The organism is Kaistia sp. MMO-174, assembly GCF_037147815.1.
Lineage (GTDB): Bacteria > Pseudomonadota > Alphaproteobacteria > Rhizobiales > Kaistiaceae > Kaistia > Kaistia nematophila.
Map to the genome: position 1 here is coordinate 172,207 of NZ_JBBCUO010000003.1, position 23,299 is coordinate 195,505.

A 23,299-nucleotide genomic window follows, 5' to 3' on the forward strand; every position below is an offset into this window, starting at 1 on the left:
CTGATCTACGGGTCGTGGCAATCTCGGCGCACGTATCAAGCGCTAGCTGTGTCCTGGAAGCATCCTCGTGCTTTTGACGGGTCTCCCGTCGGAGCGGCCGACAAAGTATCGAGTACGGACGCGAGGCTAGAAAATGGCGAATACCCCGAAGTCCAAGGACCCGGTGGATGCAGCGCTCACCGCCGTAGAGGAGGCGCTCCGGATCGATTTCGACGCTCCGGCGGCGACCAACCCACGGACACAGGCCACAGGCGCTCCGCGGGATCGCCGGCTCGAACCGCCAAGGCTTCAGGAAGCGCCCCGCAAGGGCGACGCCCCGCGCCGCGCCGACGCGCCGCGCAAGGTCGATGCGCCGCCGGCCGCGGCGAACCGCCCCCTGCCCTCGCCGACCCGCACCGAAGAACCTGCCGCCTCTCCGCGCGGCCGCCAATCCGGCCGCAACAGCCGCATGCCCGCCAACGACGATCGCCGCGTCGGTGGCGCCTCGCTTCCCGCGCGCCGTCCGTCGCGCCTGATCTATCCACTTGCCTCGCTGCTCTCGATCGCTTGGGTAGGCGCCATCGCCGCCTATGTGAGCTCCGCCAATATCAGCCTGTTCTCCGGTGACGGCGCCGTCGGCTCTGCCCAGTTCACCAACATCGCGCTCGCCCTCGTGCTGCCGGTCGGCATCGTCTGGGGCATCGCCATGATGGTGGCCCGCGCCCAGGAAATGCGCATCGCCGCGCGCTCGATCTCCGATGTCGCCGCCCGCCTTTCCGAGCCCGAGGAAGCCGCCTCCGAGGCGGTCGTTACCGTCAGCCAGGCCATCCGTCGCGAAGTCGCCGCCATGGGCGACGGCATCGAGCGGGCGCTCGCCCGCGCCAGCGAGCTGGAGCTGCTCGTCCACAACGAGGTGGCAGCCCTCGAACGCTCTTACTCCGACAATGAAGTCCGCATGCGCGGCCTGATCGACGACCTCGCCAACCAGCGCGAGGCGATCGTGATCAATTCGGAGCGCGTCCGCACTTCGATCGTCTCGGCGCAGGAATCGCTGTCGAAGGACCTCGGCGAGGCGAGCGAGCAGATCGCCGCCAACATCATCGGCTCCGGCGACCGCATCACCCAGGCGCTGGCCGGTCGCGGCGACAGCATCACCTCTGCACTCGGCACGGCCGGCGACGAGATGATCAACAAGCTGTCGCTGCGCGGCGAGGACCTGGTCAGCCGCCTGACCGGCGCCGCAACCGACGTCACCGAATCCTTCTCTCGCACCAGCGCCGAAGTCACGGACGTGCTGCTGGCTCGCAGCGCCGACATCAACGAGACGCTCGAGACGACCGGCCGCGCCATGGCCGAAACGGTCGCCGAGCGCGGCAGAGAGGTCAACGAGACGCTCGCCCGCGTCACCGAGGAGCTCACGGAAGGCCTCGACCGCCGCACCGCCGACATGACCCGCTCGATCTCCGTCACCGGCAATCAGGTGGCCGAGACGATCTCGATGCACACTCGCGAGGTGAATTCGGCGCTGAAGTCCAACGCCGACAGCCTGATCGTCGACCTCGCGCTGCGCGGCCAGGAGATCAACGACAAGCTGGACGAGACCGGCAACCGCATCGCCGACACCATCTCGGCCCGTGGCGGTGACCTGGCCGACCGGCTGGCGCTCACCGGCGACCGGATCCAGGACGCGATCGCCATCGACGGCAGCGCGCTCGCCGAGCGCCTGACCTCGGCCGGCGACATCATGGCGACGCTGATCGAGGCCCGCACCGCCGCATTGCGCGACACCATCGACGGCGCCTCCAACGCGGTCAACGAGACCTTCGACGCCCGTTCGGCCGAGCTGACCGAGCGTCTCGCCACCGTCGGCGGCGAAGTCGCCAAGGCGATCGCCGTGCGCGGCCTCAAGGTCAACGAGACGATCATCGCCTCCGGCAACGAAATCTCTGAGACGATCGCCTCGCGCGCCGGCCTGCTGCATGACCGCATCGTCGAGTCCGGCAAGCAGATCTCCGACACGATGGAGAGCCGCGGCACCGCCGTCTACGACCTGATCATCGAATCGAGCCAGCAGCTCGCCGACGCCATCGAGACGCGCGGCTCGGCCGTGCATCAGCGCATCCTGCATTCCGGCAACGAGATCGCCTCGACGATCGAGAGCCGCGGCACCGACATCCACGACCGCCTGGTCGCTTCGGGCAGCCGCTTCGCCGAGGAGATCGCGACCCGCGCCGAGAGCGCGCATCACCAGATCCTCAGCTCGGGCACGGACCTCGCCGACTCGATCGAGAGCCGTGCCAACGCCGTGCATGAGCGCATCCTCGCCTCGGGCACCGAGCTTTCGGCCGAGATCGAGCGCCGCGCCGGCGCTGCCCATGAGCGCATCGTTACTTCCGGCAGCAATCTCGCCGGCGAGATCGAGGCACGGGCGACCGCCGCGCATGAGCGCATCCTGTCGTCGGGCGCCAACCTCGCCGACGACATCGAGAGCCGTGCCGAGGCCGTCCACAAGAGCATCGTCGCTTCCGGCACCGAACTCGCCGACGCGATCGAAAGCCGCGCCCAGACCGTGCACCAGCGCATCCTGAGCTCCGGCACGGAGCTGGCGCAGGAGATCACCGACCGCGCCGATGCGGTCCACCAGAGCATCCTGGCCTCCGGCGCCGACATTTCTGGCGAGATCGAGCGCCACGGCCTCGACGCGCAACAGCGCATCGTCAGCTCCGGCACCGACCTCGCCAGCGAGATGGCGAAGCGCGCCGACGCGTTGCACCAGCGCATCGTCGCCTCGGGCACCCAGCTCGCCGACGAGATCGAGAACCGCGCCTCGACCGTGCACCAGCGCGTCATCGAGGCCGGCTCGGGCCTGATCAACCAGATCGAGACCCGCACCGGCGCCGTGCATGAGCGCCTCGTCGCGGCCGGATCGGCCCTGATCGGCGACATCGCCAACCAGGCCAACCTCGCGCATGAGCAGATGCTCGAATCCGGCTCCGGCCTGGCCGACCAGATCGCCAACCAGGCGCTCACGGCGCATGGCCAGTTCCTGACCTCCGGCAATTCGCTGATCGGCGAACTGACGAGCCAGGCGCGCGCCGTGCACGAGGAGATCGTCACCTCCGGCACCGGGCTCGTCGACCAGATCGCCAGCCATGCCCGCATCGCGCATGAGCAGATCGTCAGCTCCGGCACCTCGCTCTCGGAAGAGATCGCGAGCCAGGCCCGCACGGCGCATGACCGCATCCTGACCTCCGGCTCCGACCTCGCCAACGAGATCGAAAGCCGCGCCAATGCCGCGCATGAGCGGATCCTGTCCTCGGGCAGCTCGCTTTCGGAAGAGATCGCGAGCCAGGCCCGCACGGCGCATGACCGCATCCTGACCTCGGGTTCCGACCTCGCCAACGAGATCGAGAGCCGCGCCAATGCCGTGCACGACCGGATCGTCTCGTCCGGCATGTCGCTCTCGGAAGAGATCGCGAGCCAGGCCCGCACCACGCATGACCGCATCCTCACCTCGGGTTCCGAGCTCGCCAACGAGATCGAGAACCGCGCGACCACCGTGCATGAGCGGATCATCGACACGTCGAGCCGTTTCGGCGACCTGATCAACGATCGCGGCCTCGCCATCGCAACCGGCCTGGACGAGCGCTTCGCGGCGCTGCGCGACATCATCGAAGTGCGCGGACCGGAGCTGGTCACCCGCTTCGCCGACCGCGCCAACCTGATGGACACGACGCTGGCCGACCGTCTGGAAGGCTTCGGCGATGCGATCGAATCGAAGATCGGCGCCGTCGCCGAAACGCTCGACAGCAACACTCGCCGCATCGACGAGGCGCTGGACGCCCGCTCGGCTCAAATCAACCAGACCCTGATCGAGCGCACGCGCAACATCGCCGAAGCGTTCTCGAACGGCCAGGCCGAGATCGGCTCCATCATCGACGACCGCCTGTCGGACGTCACCAACCGCCTCTCCGACCGGACGCAGGCGCTCTCGGACATGCTTTCCGAGCGCTGGCATTCGATCAACGAGACGTTGGGCGAAAAGGCGGTCGAGGCGGCCAACAGCTTCGACGCCCGCGCGCTGCAGATGGACCAGATCCTCTCCAGCCGCCTGAGCGACATCAGCTCGACGCTCGGCCGTGAATCGGTCCGCGCCGCCGAGCAGATCGTCGGCTCGCTGTCAGAGGCGACCGAACAGCTCGTCGCCGCGTCGACCACGACCAGCGGCGCGCTGCGCGCCTCGGCCAATGACGCCTCGCAGACCATGACGCTGTCGGCCGCGGAAGCGACCCAGGTGTTCACGCAGTCGGCGGCCGAAGCGACCCAGGCTCTGTCGCACTCGCTCGAAAGCGCCTCGCAGACCCTCGCCCGCTCGGCGGCCAACGCATCCGAAAGCGTCTCGCTCTCGGCCTCGCAGGCGTCCGAAGCGCTGTCGCAAGTCGCGAGCTCGACGGTCGACCTGCTGTCGACCTCCAGCGCCGACGCGGCCGGGCACCTGTCGCGGGTTTCCGCCGAGGCGGCCGAGCAGATCTCGCGTGTTTCGCTCGAGGTCGAGCAGAGCCTGGGCGGTCGCGCCATGAACACGGCCAGCGCCCTCGAGGAGCGGACGCGCGCCTTCAACGCGGTGCTCGAGACCCGCAGCGCCGAGCTGGCGCAGCTGCTTGACGGCGAAGGCAACCGCCTGGTTGCCGCCATCGACCAGCGCAGCACGGACCTCAGCAGCACCGTCGCCAACGCCGGCGACACCATCGTCGACCTGCTGTCGACCAAGGGTTCGGAGATCGTCTCGATGGTGCTGTCGCGCACCGACGAGGCCGCCCGCGCCCTCATCGACAGCGGCGAGACGGTCTCGCGCAGCTTCGGCTCCACCAATGAGCGCCTGCGCACCGACGTGGCCGGCATTGTCGACCGCCTGTCGCAGTCGAACGAGATGCTGAACGCGCTGCTGACCCGCACGACCGAGAACCTGAACCAGATCGAGACCGACCTGGCCGCCCGCACCGGCGAGTTCGCCCAGGCGATTGAGCAGGCGATCGGCGGCACGCAGAATTCCTCGACCCTGCTCGCTTCTCAGGTCGAGATGCTGCGTGACGTCTCGAAGGACGTGCTGGAAAATGTCGGCGCCATCGCCGGCCGCTTCGAGGACCAGGGCCGTTCGCTCAGCCTCGCCGCGAGCTCGCTCAGCGCCGCCAACAGCGAGGTCGAGACCTCGATCGAGCAGCGCCGCGTCGCGCTCGACCAGCTGGCCCAGAGCCTGGCCGCCCGTTCGGCGGACCTCGACGGCGTGATGCGCACCTTCACCGAGACCGTGAACAGCTCGCTGAAGGAAGCAGAGGAACGCGCCGCCGAAGTCGCCAAGACGCTTGCCCGTTCGAGCGAGGCCGCCGCCAAGGGCGTGCTCGAGAACCTCGAGGGCATGCAGGCGACCGCCAGCAGCGAGAGCCTGAAGGCCGCCAACGTCGTCCGCGAGGCCAACCGCGCGCTGATGGACGACATGGCAGCCGTGGTCGCCCAGGCGACCAAGCAGTTCTCGGCCGCGACCGACGAAATGCGTTCGGCCGCCAAGGAGATGCAGCAGGACCTCGAGACCACCCGCACCGAACTGAAGCGCGGCGTGCTCGAACTGCCGGCAGAGACCCGCGAGAGCGCGGACGCCATGCGCCGCGTCGTCACCGACCAGCTGAAGGCGCTTACCGAGCTCTCCGACATCGTCGGCAAGCACGGCAAGTCGCTTGACGTCTCGGTCCCTGGCACGCCGGCTCCGGCCCCGCGCGGCCGTGTCGCCGAGGCGGCTCCCGCCGCCTTCGCACGGCCGCAGCCGGTCGCCGCCCAGGCGGTTCGCCAGCCCGAGCCGGTTCGCGCCGTCGCTCCGGCCCCGGCGCCGCAGCGGCCGGCCGCTGCCGCCCGCCCGGCGACGGTCGAGGCCGCCCGCCCGGCCGCCCAGGTCCAGGCCCCTGCCCCGACCCCGGTGCGCCAGCCGGCACAGCCGACCCGCACGGAGGCAAAGTCCGCTCCGGCCGCCGGGCAGGCCGAGCCGCGCGGCTGGGTTTCCGACCTGCTGCGCCGTGCCTCGCGCGACGAGGACCAGGCTGCCGCCGCCCCGGCCGAACGTCGCGAAGCAGCGGCCCCGGCCGCAGGCAACGGCGCTTCGCTCGGCAATCTCTCGACCGACATCGCCCGGGCGATCGACCCGCGCGCGGCGGCCGAGCTCTGGGAGCGCCACCACCGCGGCGAGAAGAACGTCTTCACCCGCCGCCTCTACACGCTGGCGGGCCAGCAGACCTTCGACGAGATCCGTCGCAAGTATCAGGGCGAAGCGGACTTCAAGGCGGCGGTCGATCGCTATGTCGGCGATTTCGAGCGCCTGCTGAAGGAAGTGGCCCGCAACGGCCAGGACGCTTCGGCGAGCAGCGCCTATCTCGTCTCCGACACCGGCAAAGTCTACACGATGCTCGCCCATGCGAGCGGCCGGTTCGACTGATCGGTCGAACCCAATCGAAATCCGGAGGGGCGCGGTGCCAACCGCGCCCTTTTCATTTCGAGGACCTGCTTTTCGGCGATGTGGATGCGGCCAGAAGGTCACAAACCGCGCTTGCGAACGCTTTGGCCGCGGTTACGTCTTGTCGCGGCCGAGACCGACCCTGTAGACAGGCATTCTTCCCCCCGCCGCCCATCCCCCGGGCCGCATCCTGCCGAACCGAGGTCTGGACCTCCGCATTTCATGCCCGACACAACGGCCGCACACCGGCGCAAGAGCTTTGGCGCCTTTCAGCATCGCGGATTTCTCTTCTATTGGCTGTCCCGCCTCTGCGCGACCTTCGCGGTCAACATCGTCAGCGTCTCGGTCGGCTGGCAGGTCTATGACCTGACGCGCGATCCGTTCGATCTCGGCCTGATCGGCCTGGTGCAGTTCCTGCCGGCGCTGCTCCTGGTGCTAGTCACCGGCTCGGTCGCCGACCGCTACAACCGGCGCATGATCATGGCGCTCTGCCTCGCCGGCGAGGCGCTCGCCGTGCTGGCGCTGCTCGCCTTCACCGTCTCGGGCAGCGAGCGGGTTACCATCGTCTTCGGCGTGCTGCTCTTCTTCGGCATCGTCCGCGCCTTCATGGGGCCGGCGCAGCAATCGCTCGCGCCCAACCTGGTGCCGACGCAGGACCTCGCCAGCGCCATCGCCTGGAACTCGTCTGCCTGGCAGATCGCCACCATCGTCGGCCCGGTCGCCGGCGGCCTGCTCTACGGCGTCGCGCCGGAAGCCTCCTATGGCGTCGCGCTGGTCATGATGATCCTCGGCGCGATCCTCATCCTGCTGGTGCCGAAGCCGGCCCAGAAGATCCTCGGCGACAAGGCGAGCTGGGAAACGGTGATCGCCGGCTTCCGCTATGTCTGGAAGGAGAAGATCGTGCTCGGCGCGATCTCGCTCGACCTCTTCGCCGTGCTGCTCGGCGGCGCCACGGCGCTGATGCCGGTATTCGCCCGCGACATCCTCGAGGTCGGGCCGTGGGGTCTCGGCCTGCTGCGCGCCGCACCCGCCGTCGGCGCGCTGACGGTGGCGGCCTGGCTCGCCTTCCATCCGATCCGCAACCACGCCGGCCTGCTGCTCTTCGCCTTCGTGACGATGTTCGGCCTCACCACCATCGTCTTCGGCCTGTCCAGCATCGTCTGGCTCTCGGTCGTCGCGCTCGTGCTGATGGGCGCCAGCGACATGGTCAGCGTCTATATCCGCGAGACGCTCATCCAGCTCTGGACGCCGGACGCCGTGCGCGGCCGGGTGAACGCCGTCAACATGGTGTTCGTCGGCGCTTCCAACGAGCTCGGCGAGTTCCGGGCCGGCATGTCGGCCGCCGCCTTTGGCGCCGTCGCCGCCGTGGTCATCGGTGGCGCCGGCACGGTGGCGATCGCGGCGCTCTGGTCCCGCTTCTTCCCGGATCTGCGCCGCGCCCGCCATCTCGACGGCCGGACCTAAGAAAAAATGCCCGGACGGGAGGGCTCGGCAGCGTCGCCGCCCCTCCCGCACGGAACCGGATTGCGCGCCCCGCATTGGATTGTCGAACGTCCAAACGGGGAGCTGACATGAGCACGATACTTCTCATCCTGATCGTGATCCTGCTGATCGCGGCGCTGCCGAGCTGGCCCTACAGTTCCGGCTGGGGCTACTACCCCAGCGGCGGCCTCGGCCTGATCCTGATCATCCTTCTGGTGCTGCTGCTGCTCGGCCGGATCTAGCTTCCGCACTACAGACTGAATCCATCGGGGGCGTCCGGCGTAACTCTCCTTTCGCCGGGCGCCCCCTTCTCATTGCCTCAACGGCCATCGCCATAGACGGGCGCGACCTTGCCGATATCGGCGATCAGCGTCGCCAGCTTGGTCGCGAGGTGATCGAGCAGCAGACGTCCCTTTTCGGCCGTGGCAATGGAGGCGTCGCCGGTCGCGCCGCTCGGCTGCAGGTCCTGCGCCTTCCAGCCGAAGCCGCCCATCCGCCCGCCGCCGGGATTCGCGGAGAACTGGCTGACCACGGTATCGAGCGCGATCGAGCGCGAGGCGAAATTGTCGCTGAACGGCATGCGCACGAGATCGGGCCGCAGGTGCAGCATCAGGCTGGTCTCGATCGCCCCGGCATGCATGCCATGGACGATCTCCTCATCGGTGAAGAGACCTTCGGGATAGCCGCCATCGAACCAGGAGGCGTAGGCGGCGAAGAAGCCGTGCTTCACGCGCAGATCGAGGGTGACGGGCGCGAGCAGGCCCGACTGGCCGCCATGGCTGTTGAAGATGAGCAGCCGGCGGACCGGCGTGTTGGCGAGGCAGGCGAGCAGTTCCGTCCAGATCTGCATCAGCCGCGTCGGTGTCTGCGACAGGCTGCCAGCGAAATCGAGATGTTCCTGCGAGGTGCCGACCGTCTGTTCGGGCAGGATCAGCACCGGCACGTCGCTGGGCAGAAGCTCGAGCATGCGCGCGAGAATGCCGCGATTGATATAGGCGTCGGTGCCGAGCGGCATGTGCGGGCCGTGCTGCTCGACGGCGGAGACCGGCAGCAACGCCACGGTCTCGGGCGGCAGCGCCGCCGCCTCGACCGTCGTCAGTTCCGTCCATAGGCGCGAGGCAGGCAGGGTGGCATATGTCATGGTCAGGCGGCCTTTCCGGGAAACAGGGCGGCGGTGAACGCATTGGCAAACTGCCGGAGGTCGAGCCCGTTGGCGCTCTCGACCTCGGCCAGTATAGCGGGCGGAACCGCCTCGCCATCCTGCCACCATGCGGCCGCCACCGCGCCGGCGATCATGGCGATCGTGTCGCTGTCATTGCCGCCATTGACGGCGGCGACGATCGCTTCCCACGGATTGCCGCTGGCGGCAATGACGAGCCCAAAAGCATGCGGCACGGCCTCGGCCATGGCGACGCCATTGCCGACGACGTCGGTCAGCTCGGCCGCGGCTCCCGCGAGATCGCCGCGATGGGCCTCGCCGATGCCGACCGCGAGATCGAGGCGGCGCCGGATGCCCGGCCCGCCGACGACGCGGCCGTTGGTGCGGGCATAAGCTTCGCCTGCCACGATGCCACGATGCGCCGCCTCGATCATCGCCGCTTCGGCGGCGCCACCCGTCAGGCCCGATGTGAGCCCGACCGCGATCGAGGCGGCGACAGCGCCGGCGCCGGCATAGGCGATCTGGGTGTTGTGGGTCGGCGCCGACAGGACCGCGGCGAGTTCGGCCGCGCCGACGGGATCGCCGGGACGGGCGCAGCCGGCGGCCGGCGCCCGCATCGCGCCGCCATTCGACGTGCCGTAAGTGCAGGAATAGACGGCGGGGCTGGCGACGATGGCAGGCTCGACGCCGGCGCGAAGCTGCTCGACGGCGAGCCGCGTCGTCGGCCCGGCAAAGCGGCGGAACACCTCCTCGTCGGAAGCCCAGTCGAGGATGCCGTCGACCGCGTCGGCGACCGTCGGCCGGCCGTTCGCGGCGATCAGCCGGCGCGCCATGGCCAGCATCTGGGTGGCGTCGTCGGTCAGCTTGCCCCGGGCGAGACCGAGCGCGAACTGGGCGCGCGGCGGCGGATCGCGCAGCTCGCGCACCGGGCCGCCGAACACGGCAAGCACCTCGTCGGGATGCATGCATTCGGTCGCTGCCCCCAGCGCGTCGCCGACGCAGGCGCCGGCGAAGACGCGGCCGATACGCTCGGAAAGCGGCAGGTTTGCCATCATCGTCATTCCATCAAACTCCAACTGGCTCGTTCTTCAGCGTGCGAGCCGCCGCCTGCACGGTCTTCCAGTCCGTCTCGCCGCCGCCGAGATAGACGCCGGCGGCAGCGACGGCCTGGCGCAGCGCCAGATCAAAGGAAGCGCCGCCGAGCAGCGCATGGACCAGGCCGGCGAGGAACCGGTCGCTGGCCCCGGTGGTGTCGCGCGGCTTCACCGGCAGCGCGGCTATGCGGAAGGCCTCCTCGCCCTTGGCGGCGACAACGCCCTGCGCACCGAGCGTCACGCAGATGGCGTTACCGTCGACCTGCAGCGATCTTGCGAGCGCAAGCGCCGCGTCGATATCGGGCTCGATGCCCTTGTCTTCGGCGAAGGCGCGGAGGATCTGGCTGTTGGTGGTGACGATGTCGGCCGAGGCAATTGCGGCGCGGGCGGCATCCCAGCCCCAGCGCTGCAGTTCCGGCCATTCGACATCGAGCACCGTCTTCGCCCCGGCGGCCCGCGCCCGGGCGAGCACCGCCGGCACGGCTTGCGGGTGGAACAGGTTCGACGTCACGACGTCGCCGGCGGCAGGCTGGAGCCTCGAGCCGATGGTCGCCAGCACCGGCTCGGGGATCGGATCGATCAGGATCGCCCGCTCGCCATTCGGATCGACCAGGATGATGGTCGCGCCGGTGGCGAGGTCCGGCACGATCTCGATCGCCTCGGAGCCGATGCCAGCCTCGTTGACGCGCGCCAGCAGCGTCATGCCGACGGCGTCGTCGCCGATGACGGAGACGACCGAGACGCGCGTGCCCCAGCCGACCAGCGCCATGGCGCTGTTGCGCGGCGGACCGCCGGCGGCCTCGCGCTTGCCGCCGATGAAGACCTTGTCGTCGGGACCGGGCAGCCGGTCTAGTTCGAGCACACGGTCGAGCACCAGCGGGCCCATGCAATAGACATGCGGCATGCTCATGCGTCCCCTACCCGCGCGCCGCCATTGGCGTCGAACAGCATGACCGAGCCGGGATCGGGCAGAAGGCCGACGACGCTGCCGGTCTCCGGCGCCCTGCCCTGAAGCGCGACGGAGGCGCGCTGGCCGCCAATGTCGAGATGGACGAGGCGGTGGCCGCCGAGATATTCGGCCGAGCGCACTTCGGCGGGTATCGCCCCCGGCGCATCCACTGCCACGATCGACAATTGTTCGGGACGAAGCCCGACCAGGATCTCGAAGCGGCGAGCGAGTTGCAGCCGCGCCTCGACAGAGGCTTCCGGGTTCCAGGCAATCTCGCCGAAACGCCAGCCGCCGCCGCTGCGGGGATGCAGCTTCAGCAGGTTCGCCGCGGGGCTGCCGACGAACGAGCCGACGAAGCTGGTCGCCGGCCGCTCGTAGATCTCTTCCGGCGCCGCGAATTGCAGGATGCTGCCGCCCGACATGACGGCGACGCTGTCGGCCATGCTCATCGCCTCTTCCTGGTCGTGCGTCACCATCACGGTGGTCGCGCCGACCCGGTCGTGCAGTTCGCGGATGTCGACGCGTACGCTCTTGCGCAGCACCGCGTCGAGATTGGAGAGCGGCTCGTCGAGTAGCAGCAGGCGCGGACGGATGGCGAGCGAGCGGGCAATCGCGACGCGCTGCTGCTGGCCGCCGGAAAGCTCCGACGGCATGCGGTCGCCATAGCCGCCGAGCTTGACCAGTTCCAGCGCCTCCTCGACGCGAAGCTTCGCATCGGCCTTCGGCATGTCGCGCATGTCGAGGCCGAAGCGGACGTTCTGGTTGACCGTCATGTGCGGGAACAGCGCGTAGCTCTGGAACACGACGCCGATGTCGCGCCGGTGCGCCGGAACGCCGTTCAGCGCCTCGCCGGCAAGCTCGATGTTGCCACCGCTCGGCGCTTCCAGACCGGCGATCAGCTTCAGCAGCGTGGACTTGCCGCAGCCGCTCGGCCCCAGCAGGGCGACGAAGGCCCCCTTCGGAATCGCGATCGAGATATCCTCGAGCACCCGGGTCTCGCCGAAGGTCTTGGAGACGTTGTCGATGCGGAGCTGGATGGGTTGTGGCGCCGTCATGCGACGGCCCCGCCCAATCTTGCGAGCGCGCCGAGGCCGACGAGGATCGCCTTGTTCTGGCCGGAGCCGGACTTGTGCGCCTCGCCTGTGACGACATTGTCGCCGACCGAGCAGACGGATCCGCCGCGCCGGCCATAGAGGCTGCACAAGGTCAGGATCGCCGCGCTCTCGCGGTCGGTATTGAGGATGCCGGCCCGGCTCCAGTAGTCGATGATCTGCTTGTGCTCGTCCTGCAGGTAGCCGCCCGGGCCGGGCTTGCCCCAGCCGGTATATTCGCTGTCGCCGGAGCGGGTGATGCCGACATGGTGCGGCGCGCCGATCGCCTCGGCCTCGGCCGCCATCGCCGCGACGATGCGGTAGTCGGCGACGGCCGGATACTCGACCTTCACATGCGCCTTGGTCATGCCCTCATCGCGCACTGCGCCGGAGGAGATGACGACATCGCCGACCTTGACGTCGCGGCCCCAGCCGCCGCAGCCGCCGATGCGGATGACCGTGTCGCATTCGGTGTAGTTGAACAGGTCCATCAGCGCGAGCTCGGCCTCGGGGGAGCCGCTGCCGCCGAGCACGACGCTGACGGGCACGTCGCGATAGCGGCCGGTATAAGTGGTGAACAGGCCGGTGCGCGCCACCATCTCGGCGCCGTCGAGCAGGGCGACGATCGCATCCTCGTCGGCGCCCTCGCCCACCACCAGGGGATCCCGCACCGCGAGCACGACGGAGCGGGCGATCGTATCGGGCCGGAAGCCGGTCAGCGAGGGGATGCCGTCGCGCTCGAACTTCGGCATGCGGTCGAGATAGGGATAATTGTCTGTCATGGGATGTCTCACAGGTGCCGCGACCATTTCAGCGTGTATTCGCCGACGATCGCCGCGATCAGGATGACCGCAATGATGCCCGCACCGATCGCCAGCGTGATCGGATCGACGCCTTCGCTGCGAAGCTGGGCGTAGACGCGGACGGGAAACGTGATCCAGCGCGCCCCGGCAATCAGCGAGGAGACGATCACGTCGTTGAAGGAAACCAGCAGCGAGAAGGCGGCGCTGGTGACGAGGCCCGGCGTCGCGAGCGGAATGACGATGCGCCGGGCGATCCGCATCGGGCTGGCGCCGAGGCTCGCGGCCGCCGCTTCCAGCACCGGGTCGATGCGCTCGAAGGTCGAGTACATGATGCGGACGGTGTAGGGCACGGTGATCACGGCGTGGGCAAGCACGAGGCCTGCCAGCGTGCCGCTGAGGCCGAGGCGCGAATAAAGCTGCAGCAGGGCGATCGCCCAGACGATCAGCGGCAGGATCAGCGGCGCCAGCAGCACCACCTCGATCCAGCGCTTGCCCGGCGGATCGAAGCGCACCAGCGCGAAGGCGGCGAGCGATCCGGCGACGACCGAGAGCAGCGCCGAGATGACCGCGACCAGCGTGCTGACGCCCAGCGCGCTGCGATATTCGCCGCTCGACGCCGCCGCCTCGAACCACTTGATCGAATAGGCCTGCGGCGGAAACCGGAAGAAGCGCGCCTCGTCGAACGAGGCAAGGATCAGGACGAGGATCGGAGCCAGCAGGAAGAGATAGGCGAGGACGGTCCAGGCGATCTGCGCGGTCCGGGCGAGTTTCGGTCCCCACATCATCGGGTCCTCCGGGTGGTGCGGCCGAGGCGGGCCGAAATCAGGAAGGCAAGGCCGAGGGCGACCAGCACGACGACGGCGAGCGTCGAGGCGAACGGCCAGTCGAGCACCAGCGAAGCCTGCTGGAAGGCGACCGTGCCGAAGGTGGCGATCTTGCCCTGCCCCATCACCTGCGGGGTGACGAAGGAGGTGAAGGCGGCGCAGAAGACCAGCACCGAGCCGGCCTTGATGCCGGGGGCGGCGAGCGGCAGCACGACGCGGCGCCAGACCGCGACCGGCGGCGCGCCAAGCGAGCGGGCGGCGGATTCAAGATCGGTCGGCAGCCGCGACAGCGTATTGACCAGCGGCAGCACCATGAGCGGCAGGAAGGCCTGCACCATGCCGATGATCACGCCGGTCGTGGTGCCAAGGAATTTGACCGAGCTGTCGACGAGGCCGAGCATCTTCAGCGTGCCGTTGACGACGCCGAGCGGGCCCAGCAGGTGGATCATGCCAAGCGAGGGCAGCAGCGCGCCGGAGACGAGCGGCACCAGCAGCAGCGCCAGCAGCAGGCCCTTGGCCCGGCCGGAGCCGGTGGCGATCAGGCGGGCGACCGGCAGGCCGATGACCAGGCACAGCGCCGTCGAGACGGCGCTCAGGAGCACGGTGCGGCCGATCGCCTGGAAAAAGAAGGGATCGGCGAAAAGTCGCCGGTAGTTCGCAAGCGAGAAGCCCTCGCCAAGCAGCAGAGAACCGGGCGGCTGCGTCTTGAAGCTGAAATAGACCAGCCAGACGAAGGGCAGCAGGAAGACGACGGCCGAGAGCAGCGTTGCCGGCAGCAGGAACGGAATGGCCTTGGTCGAAGCGCGCATCATGGGTCGGAAGGCCTTTCTTCTGCCGCCCGCATCGACAATCCGGGACGGGATGCGACGGGCCGGGCGGCGGTCTCTGGCGGGCGAATTCGCACGGGATCGGAGCCGGCCGGCCCCCGAGGGACCCGGCCGGCGGCAGCGGCCTTACTGGCCGAGCACGTCCTTGTTCCAGCGCTGCGTCCAGTCGGCGCGCTGGGTGATGATGTAGGGCCAGTCGAGCGACAGCAGGCCCTTCACCTCGTCCGGCGTGTCGATGACGTCGGCCGAGACGGTCTCGGGAAGCTTCACGTTCTTGTTGGTCGGGCCGAAATAGAGCTCGGTCGCGTAGTCGGTCTGGTTCTGCACGCCAAGCGCCAGTTCGGCGAACTTCTTCGCCAGTTCCTGGTTGGGCGAGTTCTTGACCAGGCAGAGCATGTCGCGGACGAGCACCGGGCCGGGGCTCTTCGGGAACGAGAAGCCGATATCGGGATGCTGCTTCAGCGCCGAGAGGACATAGCCCGAGATCATCGGCGCCATGGCGACTTCGCCGGCATCCATCATCGCGAAGACTTCGTCGAGATTGGTGTAGGTGAGCGCGATCGGCTTCAGCTCGGCCGCCTTGGCGAAGGCGGCGTCCGCGTCATGCTCGTCCTTGCCGGCGAGACGGGCCGCGACGCCGAGCAGGCCGTCGCCTTCCGAGCCCGGATAGCTGGAAAGGGCGATCTTGCCCTTGAATTCCGGCTTCCACATGTCCGCCCATTCCGGCGGGCTGGAAACCAGCTTCTTGTTGTAGGCGATGCCGAGGCCGACCAGCGACATGGCATAGCAGCCGTCGTTCATGCCGTCCCAGATCTGGGTGTAGAGCGGGCTCGCCGGATCGGGCGCTTCGACGACGCCGTCCTTCAGCGCCTGCGGCGCCTCGTAGATGTTGAGGAAGGCGACATCCATCGTCGGATTGGCCTTCTCGGCATAGATGCGGGCGAGGCGATCGCCCGTACCGCCCAGAACCAGCTCGACCTTGGCGCCGGTTTCCTTTTCCAGCGGCTCGACGACGTTCTTGCGCAGCAGGCGCTCGATGTCACCGCCCCAGACGCCGACGACCAGCGTCTTGCCCTTGAAGTCCTGCGCCATGACCGGCGCCGCAACCATGGTCGTCATCAGGCTTGTCGCCAACAGCGATGCGGCCAGACGACGGATCAGCTTTCCCTGCATATTCAGCGTCCTTCTTTTTTGTCCGATGGCGAATGATGGCCGGCATCGGAGGCAATCAAGAAGTGGGGTCAGACTGATAGAGTCTATAAAATCGCCTTTATATCGAGATCGCTCTTTTTACGGGAATGTAGCGTCTCAAGACCGTTCAGTTCGCCGGCGACGCGACGAACTACGCTCCTGAGCCAACGATTACAGGGCGATTGATGCACACGTTCGTGCCAGAGCATGTAGAATTTCATGGAACCCAGCTCCGGCGGGGCCTCCACGAGTGCGAACGGCGCCTGGCTGGCCATCTGCTCAGCAAATGGGCGGCTGGACGTGAAGACGAGGTCGGTGCGCGCCAGCACCGGCGGCACCAGCGTGAACTCCGGAACGGTGAAGGCGATGCGGCGCTTGCAGTCGAGCTGCGCCAGCCGGCCGTCGACCGGGCTGATCGCAGCACTCGTGTGCGGCGTCGGCGAGAGATGGGCGAGGCCCAGATATTCTTCCATCGTCAGCGCCGACCGGCCCGCCATCGGGTGATCCGGCCGCATGACGAGCACCATGTCGGCATCGAGCAGCGGCGCCAGGCGCAGATTCTCGCGTGGCATCGGCCAGTTGCCGATAATCAGGTCGATGTCGCCGGATTCGAGCTCGTTGAACATCTCGCGCTCGACCGGCGTCGCGCAGAAGGAGACCATCATGTTCGGCGCTTCCTGGCGCAGCAACTCGCCGATCCGCGGCATGAAAAAGGTGCCGAGGCAGTTGGCGGCATAGATGCGGATGGCGCGCGTGTCCTCCGCCGGGTCGAACGTCTCGGCCTCGCTTTCGAAAATGCCGTCGATCGCCATCAGGATACCGGACACCTGCCCGAGCAGCTCCGAGCCGCGCTCGGTCGGCACCAGCTTCGAGCCGCTGCGCACCAGCAGCGGATCACCCAGGATTTCCCGCAGCCGCTTCAAGGCCTGGCTGACGCCGGGCTGGCTCTGGCCGAGCAGATCCGCCGCGCGCGACACGCTGCACTCGGTCAAGAGCACATGCAGGATCCGCATCAGGCGGACGTCAAGACCATGATCGTGATGGGGCTGCATGAATATCGGCCTTTCATCTTCGCGGTACCGGACCTCGCTCCCCCCGGCGGACAAGCATGATCCGTGCCGCCCGCGCCAATCGAACGAACACCAGGGACTAGAACAAGATGCCTCTTCTCATCCGCCAGGGACTGATCCGCACCAATGACGCCGCCGGCACCGTGCTGGAGCGCGGCGACGTGCTCGTCGTCGGCGACCGGATCGCCGCGATCGGCGCGGACCTGTCGGCCGAGGCGGCGCAGCATCCCGAGCTCGAGATCATCGAGGCCGGCAACCGCATCGTCCTGCCCGGCTTCGTCGATGCACACATGCACTCGAATGAAGGCTTCGAGATGGGGCGGTACGACAACCTGCCGCTCGAGATCTGGCTGTCGGAGGTCTACCCGCCCTTCGGCGCGCCGACGCTGACCTGGCGCGAGCACTATCTGCGCGCCATGCTGGTCGGCATCGTCTCGGTCCGCTCCGGCGTCACGGCGCTACAGGACGACGTCATCAACATGGCCTTCACGCCAGACGCCGTCGACGCGACCGCGACCGCCTATCGCGACCTCGGCCTCAAGGGCTGGCTCACCGCCTCGATGTGGGACGAGGGCTTCCTGCAGAGCCTGCCCTTCCTGTCGCAGATCATGCCCGACGATCTGAAGGCCCGGCTCGCGGCGCTGCATACACCGGGGCGCGCCGAGCAGATCCAGCTGTTCCAGGAACTGCACGGCAAGTGGCACGGCAAGGACGGCATGCGCATCATCCTCGGCCCCTGCGGCCCGCAGCGCTGCTCGCCGGAACTGCTGGAGGAAGTGGCGGCGCTGTCACAGAGCATGGACCTGCCGATCCATTGCCATGTGCTGGAGACCAAGACGCAAGCTGTCACCGGCCAGGAGAAATACGGCAAGACGCTGCCGGCCTTCCTCGCCGATGTCGGCTGCATGACGCACCGCCTGACGATGAACCACGCGATCTGGCTGACCAATGACGACATCGCCATGATGGGCGACGTCGGCGCCTCGATCACGCACAACCCGCTCGCCAATCTGAAGCTCGGCTCCGGCGTCGCGCCGGTGCGCAAGCTGAAGAATGCCGGCGTCAATGTCGCGCTCGGCTGCGACGGCGTCGCGTCTGCCGATTCCGCCGACATCTTCCAGGCGATCAAGGCGGCGGCCGGCATCCACAAGATCGGCACGCATGATTACCGCCAGTGGGTCTCGGCGCATGAGGTCTACGAGATGGCGACCACCAATGCAGCGCGCTCCGGCATGATGCAGGACGAGGTCGCCTCGATCGAAATCGGCAAGAAGGCCGATCTGATCCTGCTCGACCGCTACGACTGGGGCTTCCTGCCGCTGCACGATCCGATCAACCAGATCGCCTTCAGCGTCAATTCCGACGCCGTGCAGACCTCGATCGTCGACGGCCGCGTCGTCATGCGCGACCGCAGGCTGGCCCTGATCGACGAGGATGCGATCCGCGCCGAGATATCGGAAACGGCCGAGCGCTTCCGCCGCGACTATTGCCCGGCCATGAGCGAGGGCGCCGCCGTCGTCCGCCCCTGGCTCGACCAGATGCACGAGATGGCGACCAGCCGCACCGTTCCGGCCGGCCACCTGCCGCTCCGCATGTCGCCGAGCGATGCAGGGGATCGCGGCTATCCGGCCGCCGCCGAATAATCCAGCCAAAGGGAAGCAAGATATGAAGACCTTCAGCTTCGAGACGGCGGCGACCGCCACCGCGTTCCAGATCGCCCCGACCGACACCAACTATTTCGCCATCCTGTTCGACGGCGAGAAGGACGGCATCGACAACATCTTCGTCATCGAGATCTTCAACCGCGGCGGCGCCACGCCGCCGAACGAGCATTCCGACGCGCACGAGTTCTTCTACGTGCTGCATGGCGAGGGCATCGCCCGCTGCGGCGACAAGGAGATGCCGATCAAGAAGGGCGACGCGCTGCTGCTCAATCCCGGCAACGAGCACGTCGTCCGCAACACCGGCGACAGCAAGCTCTACACGCTGACGGTGATGACTCCGAACCAGGATTTCGCCGAGCTGATCCGTTCCGGCACCCCGGTCGAGCTCGACGAGGAAGACATCGCCGTCCTGACCGGGAAGGCATGAGCATGACCGGCGACGCAGCGCTCCGCCCGCTCGGCTCCAGCCCGCGCAACCGCTGGCAGGTCGACGCCGCGAGGGCCGATCTGGTGCGCCAGCCGGCTCCCTCGCGACCCATCCGCGTGGATGCGGGCAACAAGGAGATCACGCTCGATCTCGCCCGCACCGCCATCGTCGTCATCGACATGCAGAACGACTTCTGCCACCCGGAGGGCTGGCTCGCCCACATCGGCGTCGACGTGACGCCGGCGCGCGCGCCGATCGAACCGCTGCAGAAGCTGTTGCCGGCGCTGCGGGCGGAAGACGTGCCGGTGATCTGGCTGAACTGGGGCAACCGCCCGGACAGGCTCAACCTCTCGCCGGCCCTGCTGCACGTCTATAATGGCGACGGCGCCAGCGTCGGCCTCGGCGACCCGCTGCCGGAAAGCGGCGCGCATGTGCTGGAACTCGGCAGCTGGTCCGCCGCGACCGTCGACGAGCTGGTGGCGGAACCGGACGACATCCATGTCGCCAAATACCGGATGTCCGGCTTCGTCGACACGCCGCTCGACAGCATCCTGCGCAATCTCGACATCACCACGGTGCTGTTCGCCGGCGTCAATGCCGACCAGTGCGTGCTCTGCACCCTGCAGGACGCGAATTTCCGCGGCTATGACACGATCCTGCTCGAGGACTGCTCGGCGACGACCTCGCCGGACTTCTGCATGCAGGCGACGGTCTACAACGTCCGGCAGTGCTTCGGCTTCGTCGTCGATTCCGCAAATCTGCTCGCCGGACTCGACGAGGCAACGGGTTCATAGCCGCGGCTCGACCGAGTGATTGCGATCGGGACGGACATCGCAGGCCCCTGCGGATCCGTCCATTCCGGACGAAACACCAACTACGGCCTTCCCAAGCGTCGCCCTGGCGGCCGCCGGCTTCAGCCGCCGCGCATGGCATTCCTGCACTATCGCCCCGCCAACGCTTGCGGTAGCAGACGCATCCCTTTCGATGGATCGCGTCATGAACCGCCCTGATTCTCCCGCCGGCGAAGGCCCCTCGTCGCGCGAACGCATGCTGGCCTGCCTCGTCGTCGTCGTCGGCACGCTGGCAACCATGGTTTCGATCGACCTGGTGCTGCCGGCTATCCCGACGCTGCCGTCGCTGCTCGGCGGCGACCCGCAGGCGGCGCAATATGTGCTGGCGACCTATATGGGCGGCTCCAGCATCGGCCTGGTGCTGTTCGGGGCCATCGCCCACCGCTTCGACGCGCGGCTGCTGCTCGCCGGCTCGCTGCTCGCCTATGCGATCGTCTCGGCGCTGGCCGCGCTCGCGACCGACATCTGGACGCTGAACGCCATCCGTATCGTGCAGGGCGCGACCTCGGCCGGCGCCGCCGTGCTGCCGGCGCCGATGCTGCGCCGCCTGTTCACCGATACCGGCGCCGTGCGCGCCATCTCGGTAATCGGCAGCATCCAGTCGCTGGTGCCCGGCCTCGCGCCGCTGATCGGCGCCTGGCTGCTGCATGTCTCCGGCTGGCAGGCCTCGTTCATCGTGCCGGCGGTGCTCGGCGCGCTTGTCGCGGCCGTCATCTTCATCAAGCCGTCGCTGCTGCCGGCCAACCAGCCGATCGAGGCCGGCCAGACGCGCGGCGGCTATCTCGCCCTGCTGCGCAACAAGCGCTATCTGCGCTATGCGCTCAGCCATTCGCTGATCCTCGGCGGCCTGATCACCTTCGTGTTCAGCGCCCCCTACATCATGGTCGAGACCATGGGCGGCACGGTCGAGGGCTTCGTCTTCTTCCAGTTGCTCTCGGTCGCGATGTTCGTGGTGACGTCGAACCTCGCGGGCATCTTCGTCGAGCGCTGGGGACCGGAGCGGCTGGTGACGATAGGCACGCTGATGGTCGGCGCCTCCGCGCTCGCCCTGCTCGCCTATGCCTTCGCCGGCGGCTCCAGCATCGTCGTCCTGCTGTTCATCATGCTGCCCGTCTCCGGCGGGCTGGGGCTTCGCGGCGGCGTCGGCTTCGTCAAGTCGCTCGCCGCCTCCGCGCCGGACGAGGGCCGCGGCTCGGCGGCGCTGATGCTGGCGATCACGCTGCTGCCGACAATCGGCACGGCGCTGGTCGCGCCGTTCATCCAGTACGGGCTGCCGGCGCTCGCGGTCGCCTTCGCGGTGATCACGCTGCCGGCCGTGGCGGCGATCTACTGGCTGCCCCGCTTCGAGGGCGAGACCGCAAGCAGCACCACCGCCGTCCATTTCGGCTAGGCCAGATCCGCGTCAGGAGCCGCCCGCGGCCATCGCCCGTCCGGCGGCGAGGATGGCGGCGTCGGTGCCGAGGGCCGTGGTGACGCTGCCGCCCTTCTCGCTATAGGGCGCGCCCTTGTAGCGCGGATCGCGCCAGGGGCCGGTGGTGATGGTGATGCCGCGAAACACCAGCTCGCCATTGACGCGCGAAAGATTCATGCCACCCGACGAAGCGCCGGTCGCATCGCAATCCGTCCGGAAGAACGAGGTTTTCGCCGCCGAGCGCGATTTGTCGATGGCGCGACGGACCTCGCAGCCCTGCGCGACGGGAACGTCGCGATCAACTTCCTTCTCCATCTCGGCCGGATGCGCGGTGATGACGATCAGCTTGTCGCCATTCTGCACCGGCACGTCCGGGGCGACCCGGAACGGCACGGCCCCTTCCAGCGGCTCGACCAGCCGTACGATGGCGTAATCGTTGTTGGAGCCCGCCTTCGGCCGCTTCGAGCCGAAATGCGTCTTGTCGTCGACGACGAGATCGATCATCGGCCCGTCGACGCTCTGTGGGCGGAAGAAGCATTTCCAGCGCCGCTTGCCCGAGGGCTCGAAGAATACATGCGCCGCCGTCAGGATCTGCTGGTTGGTCAGGAACAGCGCGGCCGAACCGACCGAGGGCGACGGCGACAGGCAGCCGACATAGCCCGACACGCTGCGGATGCGCGCGATCTCGCCATGCGACAGGCCGAGCGACGGCCCGATCGCCAGGAGCGAATCACGGTCGTCCCTGCCGTCGATAATGTTGACCCGCTCGACGGGCGGCAGGCGCGACGCACGGGCGAAATCGGCAAGCCCGATCGCTTGCGGCAGATCGATGGCGTGGGCGGCGGCGGGAAGGAGCAGGGAAAGGCAAAATATGAGGATACGCATGGCGTCGACCATGCCATGCCGCCGTCATCCCGTCACCCGTCTCTGCAACCCGGACGGGTCGCGCGAACATATTTGGTCGCAGCCCCGGATCACCACTTGTAGTCCTGCCACTAAGCTGGCTCAATTCATCGTGACGCTCTTCTAGACGTGTATCCAGACCAGGTTGTCGAAATGCAGTTGAGACCCGTCACCTACTACTCCGACTTCGTCGTCTACCCCGTCACACTCACCGCGCTGGTTGTAGCCGCCGTGCTCTGGCAGGGGCACATCAATCCGCTGGTCTGGATCGCCGCCTATGCCATCGGCCTCTGCGTCTGGACGCTGGCCGAATACCTGATCCATCGCGGCATCCTGCACAATGTCGTCTATTTCAGGGATCTGCACGACAGGCATCACGCCGCGCCGACCGACCTGATCGGCACACCGGTCTGGCTGAGCTTCCTGGTTCTCGCCGCCGTCGTGTTCTGGCCGAGCTGGTATCTGTTCGGTTTCGGCGTCGCGAGCGGTTTCACCGCCGGCGTCACGACCGGCTATGTCAGCTACAGCTTCGCCCATCATGTGCTGCACCACTGGCACCCGGCGCCCGGCAGCTATCTCTACAGGATCAAGCGGCGCCACGCCCTGCACCACCACAACGACGTCGAGGGCAATTTCGGCGTCACGACGCTGTTCTGGGACCACGTCTTCGGCACGGCGCTCTCCGAGCGCCCCGGCCAGGCAGCCCGCGCCCGGCGCCGGTCGCAATAGATCCAGCCCAACTCCCGAGGCGAGGGATCTAGCTCACCCGTCGTTGGCGGAGCTCAGTTCCTCGGGCCGGGTGCCTTCGTCCGCCTGCGCCCGGCGGAGCCGCACGCCGGGGCCGCCCTCGACCATCTGGCCATCGTCCTCGAAGATCACGCCGGCGCCGTGCAGCGCGTCGCGCAGCGCGGCATAGACGCCGTGCGGCAGGATCTCGCCGCGGTCGAAGCGCTGCAGGGCCTCGAGCGGCACGCCCGCCTCGCGGGCCAGATCCTCGGGAAGCCAGCCAAGCCCTGCCAGGGCCATTCTGCATTGAACGACATTCATGTCCGTGCACCACCCAAATCCAATCGGT

Annotated in this window: 19 protein-coding genes; 8 read left to right on the plus strand and 11 right to left on the minus strand. The window is 68.1% G+C overall.

All coding sequences use genetic code 11. From position 1 onward, the window contains the following. Positions 1 to 133 precede the first annotated feature (133 nt). From WFK98_RS12720 to WFK98_RS12730, 3 genes are all read left to right on the plus strand, one after another. A complete protein-coding gene (locus tag WFK98_RS12720) occupies positions 134 to 6,460 on the plus strand; it encodes a hypothetical protein (RefSeq protein WP_336800462.1) in 6,327 nt (2,108 codons plus the stop codon). A 240-nt stretch (positions 6,461 to 6,700) separates the two neighbouring features. Further along, positions 6,701 to 7,942, plus strand: coding sequence for an MFS transporter (locus tag WFK98_RS12725; protein ID WP_266338358.1), 1,242 nt, complete (start codon positions 6,701 to 6,703; stop codon positions 7,940 to 7,942). Between the two features lie 107 nt (positions 7,943 to 8,049). After that, complete coding sequence (locus WFK98_RS12730; RefSeq protein WP_266338359.1) at positions 8,050 to 8,202, plus strand: DUF3309 family protein; 153 nt, start codon at positions 8,050 to 8,052, stop codon at positions 8,200 to 8,202. Positions 8,203 to 8,279: 77 nt separating this feature from the next. On the opposite strand, the gene WFK98_RS12735 is transcribed toward WFK98_RS12730, so the two are convergent. The 9 genes from WFK98_RS12735 to WFK98_RS12775 form a co-directional block, all read right to left on the minus strand. Beyond that, positions 8,280 to 9,101 carry a creatininase family protein gene (locus WFK98_RS12735; protein WP_336800463.1) on the minus strand — a complete coding sequence of 274 codons (822 nt, stop codon included), beginning with the start codon at positions 9,099 to 9,101 and terminating at the stop codon, positions 8,280 to 8,282. Positions 9,102 to 9,103: 2 nt separating this feature from the next. Further along, positions 9,104 to 10,180: an ADP-ribosylglycohydrolase family protein gene (locus WFK98_RS12740; protein WP_336800464.1), complete on the minus strand. Its 1,077-nt coding sequence runs from the start codon at positions 10,178 to 10,180 to the stop codon at positions 9,104 to 9,106. A 4-nt stretch (positions 10,181 to 10,184) separates the two neighbouring features. Then, positions 10,185 to 11,123, minus strand: coding sequence for a carbohydrate kinase family protein (locus tag WFK98_RS12745; protein ID WP_336800465.1), 939 nt, complete (start codon positions 11,121 to 11,123; stop codon positions 10,185 to 10,187). Continuing rightward, positions 11,120 to 12,217 (minus strand): ABC transporter ATP-binding protein, encoded by a 1,098-nt coding sequence (locus WFK98_RS12750; protein ID WP_336800466.1) that lies wholly within the window; start codon positions 12,215 to 12,217, stop codon positions 11,120 to 11,122. The genes WFK98_RS12745 and WFK98_RS12750 overlap by 4 nt, the downstream gene beginning before the upstream one ends. Further along, positions 12,214 to 13,035 (minus strand): nucleoside phosphorylase, encoded by an 822-nt coding sequence (locus WFK98_RS12755; protein WP_266338364.1) that lies wholly within the window; start codon positions 13,033 to 13,035, stop codon positions 12,214 to 12,216. Before WFK98_RS12755 ends, WFK98_RS12750 begins: the two co-directional genes overlap by 4 nt. Before the next feature lie 8 nt (positions 13,036 to 13,043). Further along, a complete protein-coding gene (locus tag WFK98_RS12760; RefSeq protein ID WP_336800467.1) occupies positions 13,044 to 13,841 on the minus strand; it encodes an ABC transporter permease in 798 nt (265 codons plus the stop codon). After that, positions 13,838 to 14,692, minus strand: a complete 855-nt coding sequence (locus WFK98_RS12765; RefSeq protein WP_336800468.1) for an ABC transporter permease — start codon at positions 14,690 to 14,692, stop codon at positions 13,838 to 13,840. Before WFK98_RS12765 ends, WFK98_RS12760 begins: the two co-directional genes overlap by 4 nt. Before the next feature lie 141 nt (positions 14,693 to 14,833). Then, a complete protein-coding gene (locus tag WFK98_RS12770; RefSeq protein WP_336800469.1) occupies positions 14,834 to 15,826 on the minus strand; it encodes an extracellular solute-binding protein in 993 nt (330 codons plus the stop codon). Positions 15,827 to 15,963: 137 nt separating this feature from the next. Next, positions 15,964 to 17,004, minus strand: a complete 1,041-nt coding sequence (locus tag WFK98_RS12775; RefSeq protein ID WP_336800470.1) for a LysR family transcriptional regulator — start codon at positions 17,002 to 17,004, stop codon at positions 15,964 to 15,966. 53 nt (positions 17,005 to 17,057) lie between these two features. Here WFK98_RS12775 and WFK98_RS12780 point away from each other — a divergent pair, with 53 nt between their 5' ends. From WFK98_RS12780 to WFK98_RS12795, 4 genes are all read left to right on the plus strand, one after another. Next, on the plus strand, positions 17,058 to 18,611 hold the full coding sequence (locus WFK98_RS12780; RefSeq protein WP_336800471.1) for an amidohydrolase family protein: 1,554 nt from the start codon (positions 17,058 to 17,060) through the stop codon (positions 18,609 to 18,611). Between the two features lie 22 nt (positions 18,612 to 18,633). Beyond that, the gene (locus WFK98_RS12785; protein ID WP_266338370.1) at positions 18,634 to 19,059 is read left to right on the plus strand and encodes a cupin domain-containing protein; all 426 of its coding nucleotides are present in this window, start codon (positions 18,634 to 18,636) and stop codon (positions 19,057 to 19,059) included. A 2-nt stretch (positions 19,060 to 19,061) separates the two neighbouring features. Continuing rightward, complete coding sequence (locus WFK98_RS12790; RefSeq protein WP_336800472.1) at positions 19,062 to 19,853, plus strand: cysteine hydrolase family protein; 792 nt, start codon at positions 19,062 to 19,064, stop codon at positions 19,851 to 19,853. Between the two features lie 202 nt (positions 19,854 to 20,055). Then, positions 20,056 to 21,300 (plus strand): MFS transporter, encoded by a 1,245-nt coding sequence (locus WFK98_RS12795; protein ID WP_336800473.1) that lies wholly within the window; start codon positions 20,056 to 20,058, stop codon positions 21,298 to 21,300. A 12-nt stretch (positions 21,301 to 21,312) separates the two neighbouring features. Here the strand turns inward: WFK98_RS12795 and WFK98_RS12800 are convergent, their stop codons facing one another. After that, a complete protein-coding gene (locus tag WFK98_RS12800; protein ID WP_336800474.1) occupies positions 21,313 to 22,218 on the minus strand; it encodes a trypsin-like serine peptidase in 906 nt (301 codons plus the stop codon). Between the two features lie 159 nt (positions 22,219 to 22,377). Between WFK98_RS12800 and WFK98_RS12805 the strand changes: the two genes are divergently transcribed. Next, a complete protein-coding gene (locus WFK98_RS12805) occupies positions 22,378 to 22,953 on the plus strand; it encodes a sterol desaturase family protein (RefSeq protein WP_336800475.1) in 576 nt (191 codons plus the stop codon). Between the two features lie 33 nt (positions 22,954 to 22,986). Here WFK98_RS12805 and WFK98_RS12810 read toward each other — a convergent pair whose 3' ends face one another. After that, on the minus strand, positions 22,987 to 23,250 hold the full coding sequence (locus WFK98_RS12810) for a DNA-binding protein (RefSeq protein ID WP_336800476.1): 264 nt from the start codon (positions 23,248 to 23,250) through the stop codon (positions 22,987 to 22,989). Positions 23,251 to 23,299: the final 49 nt, after the last annotated feature.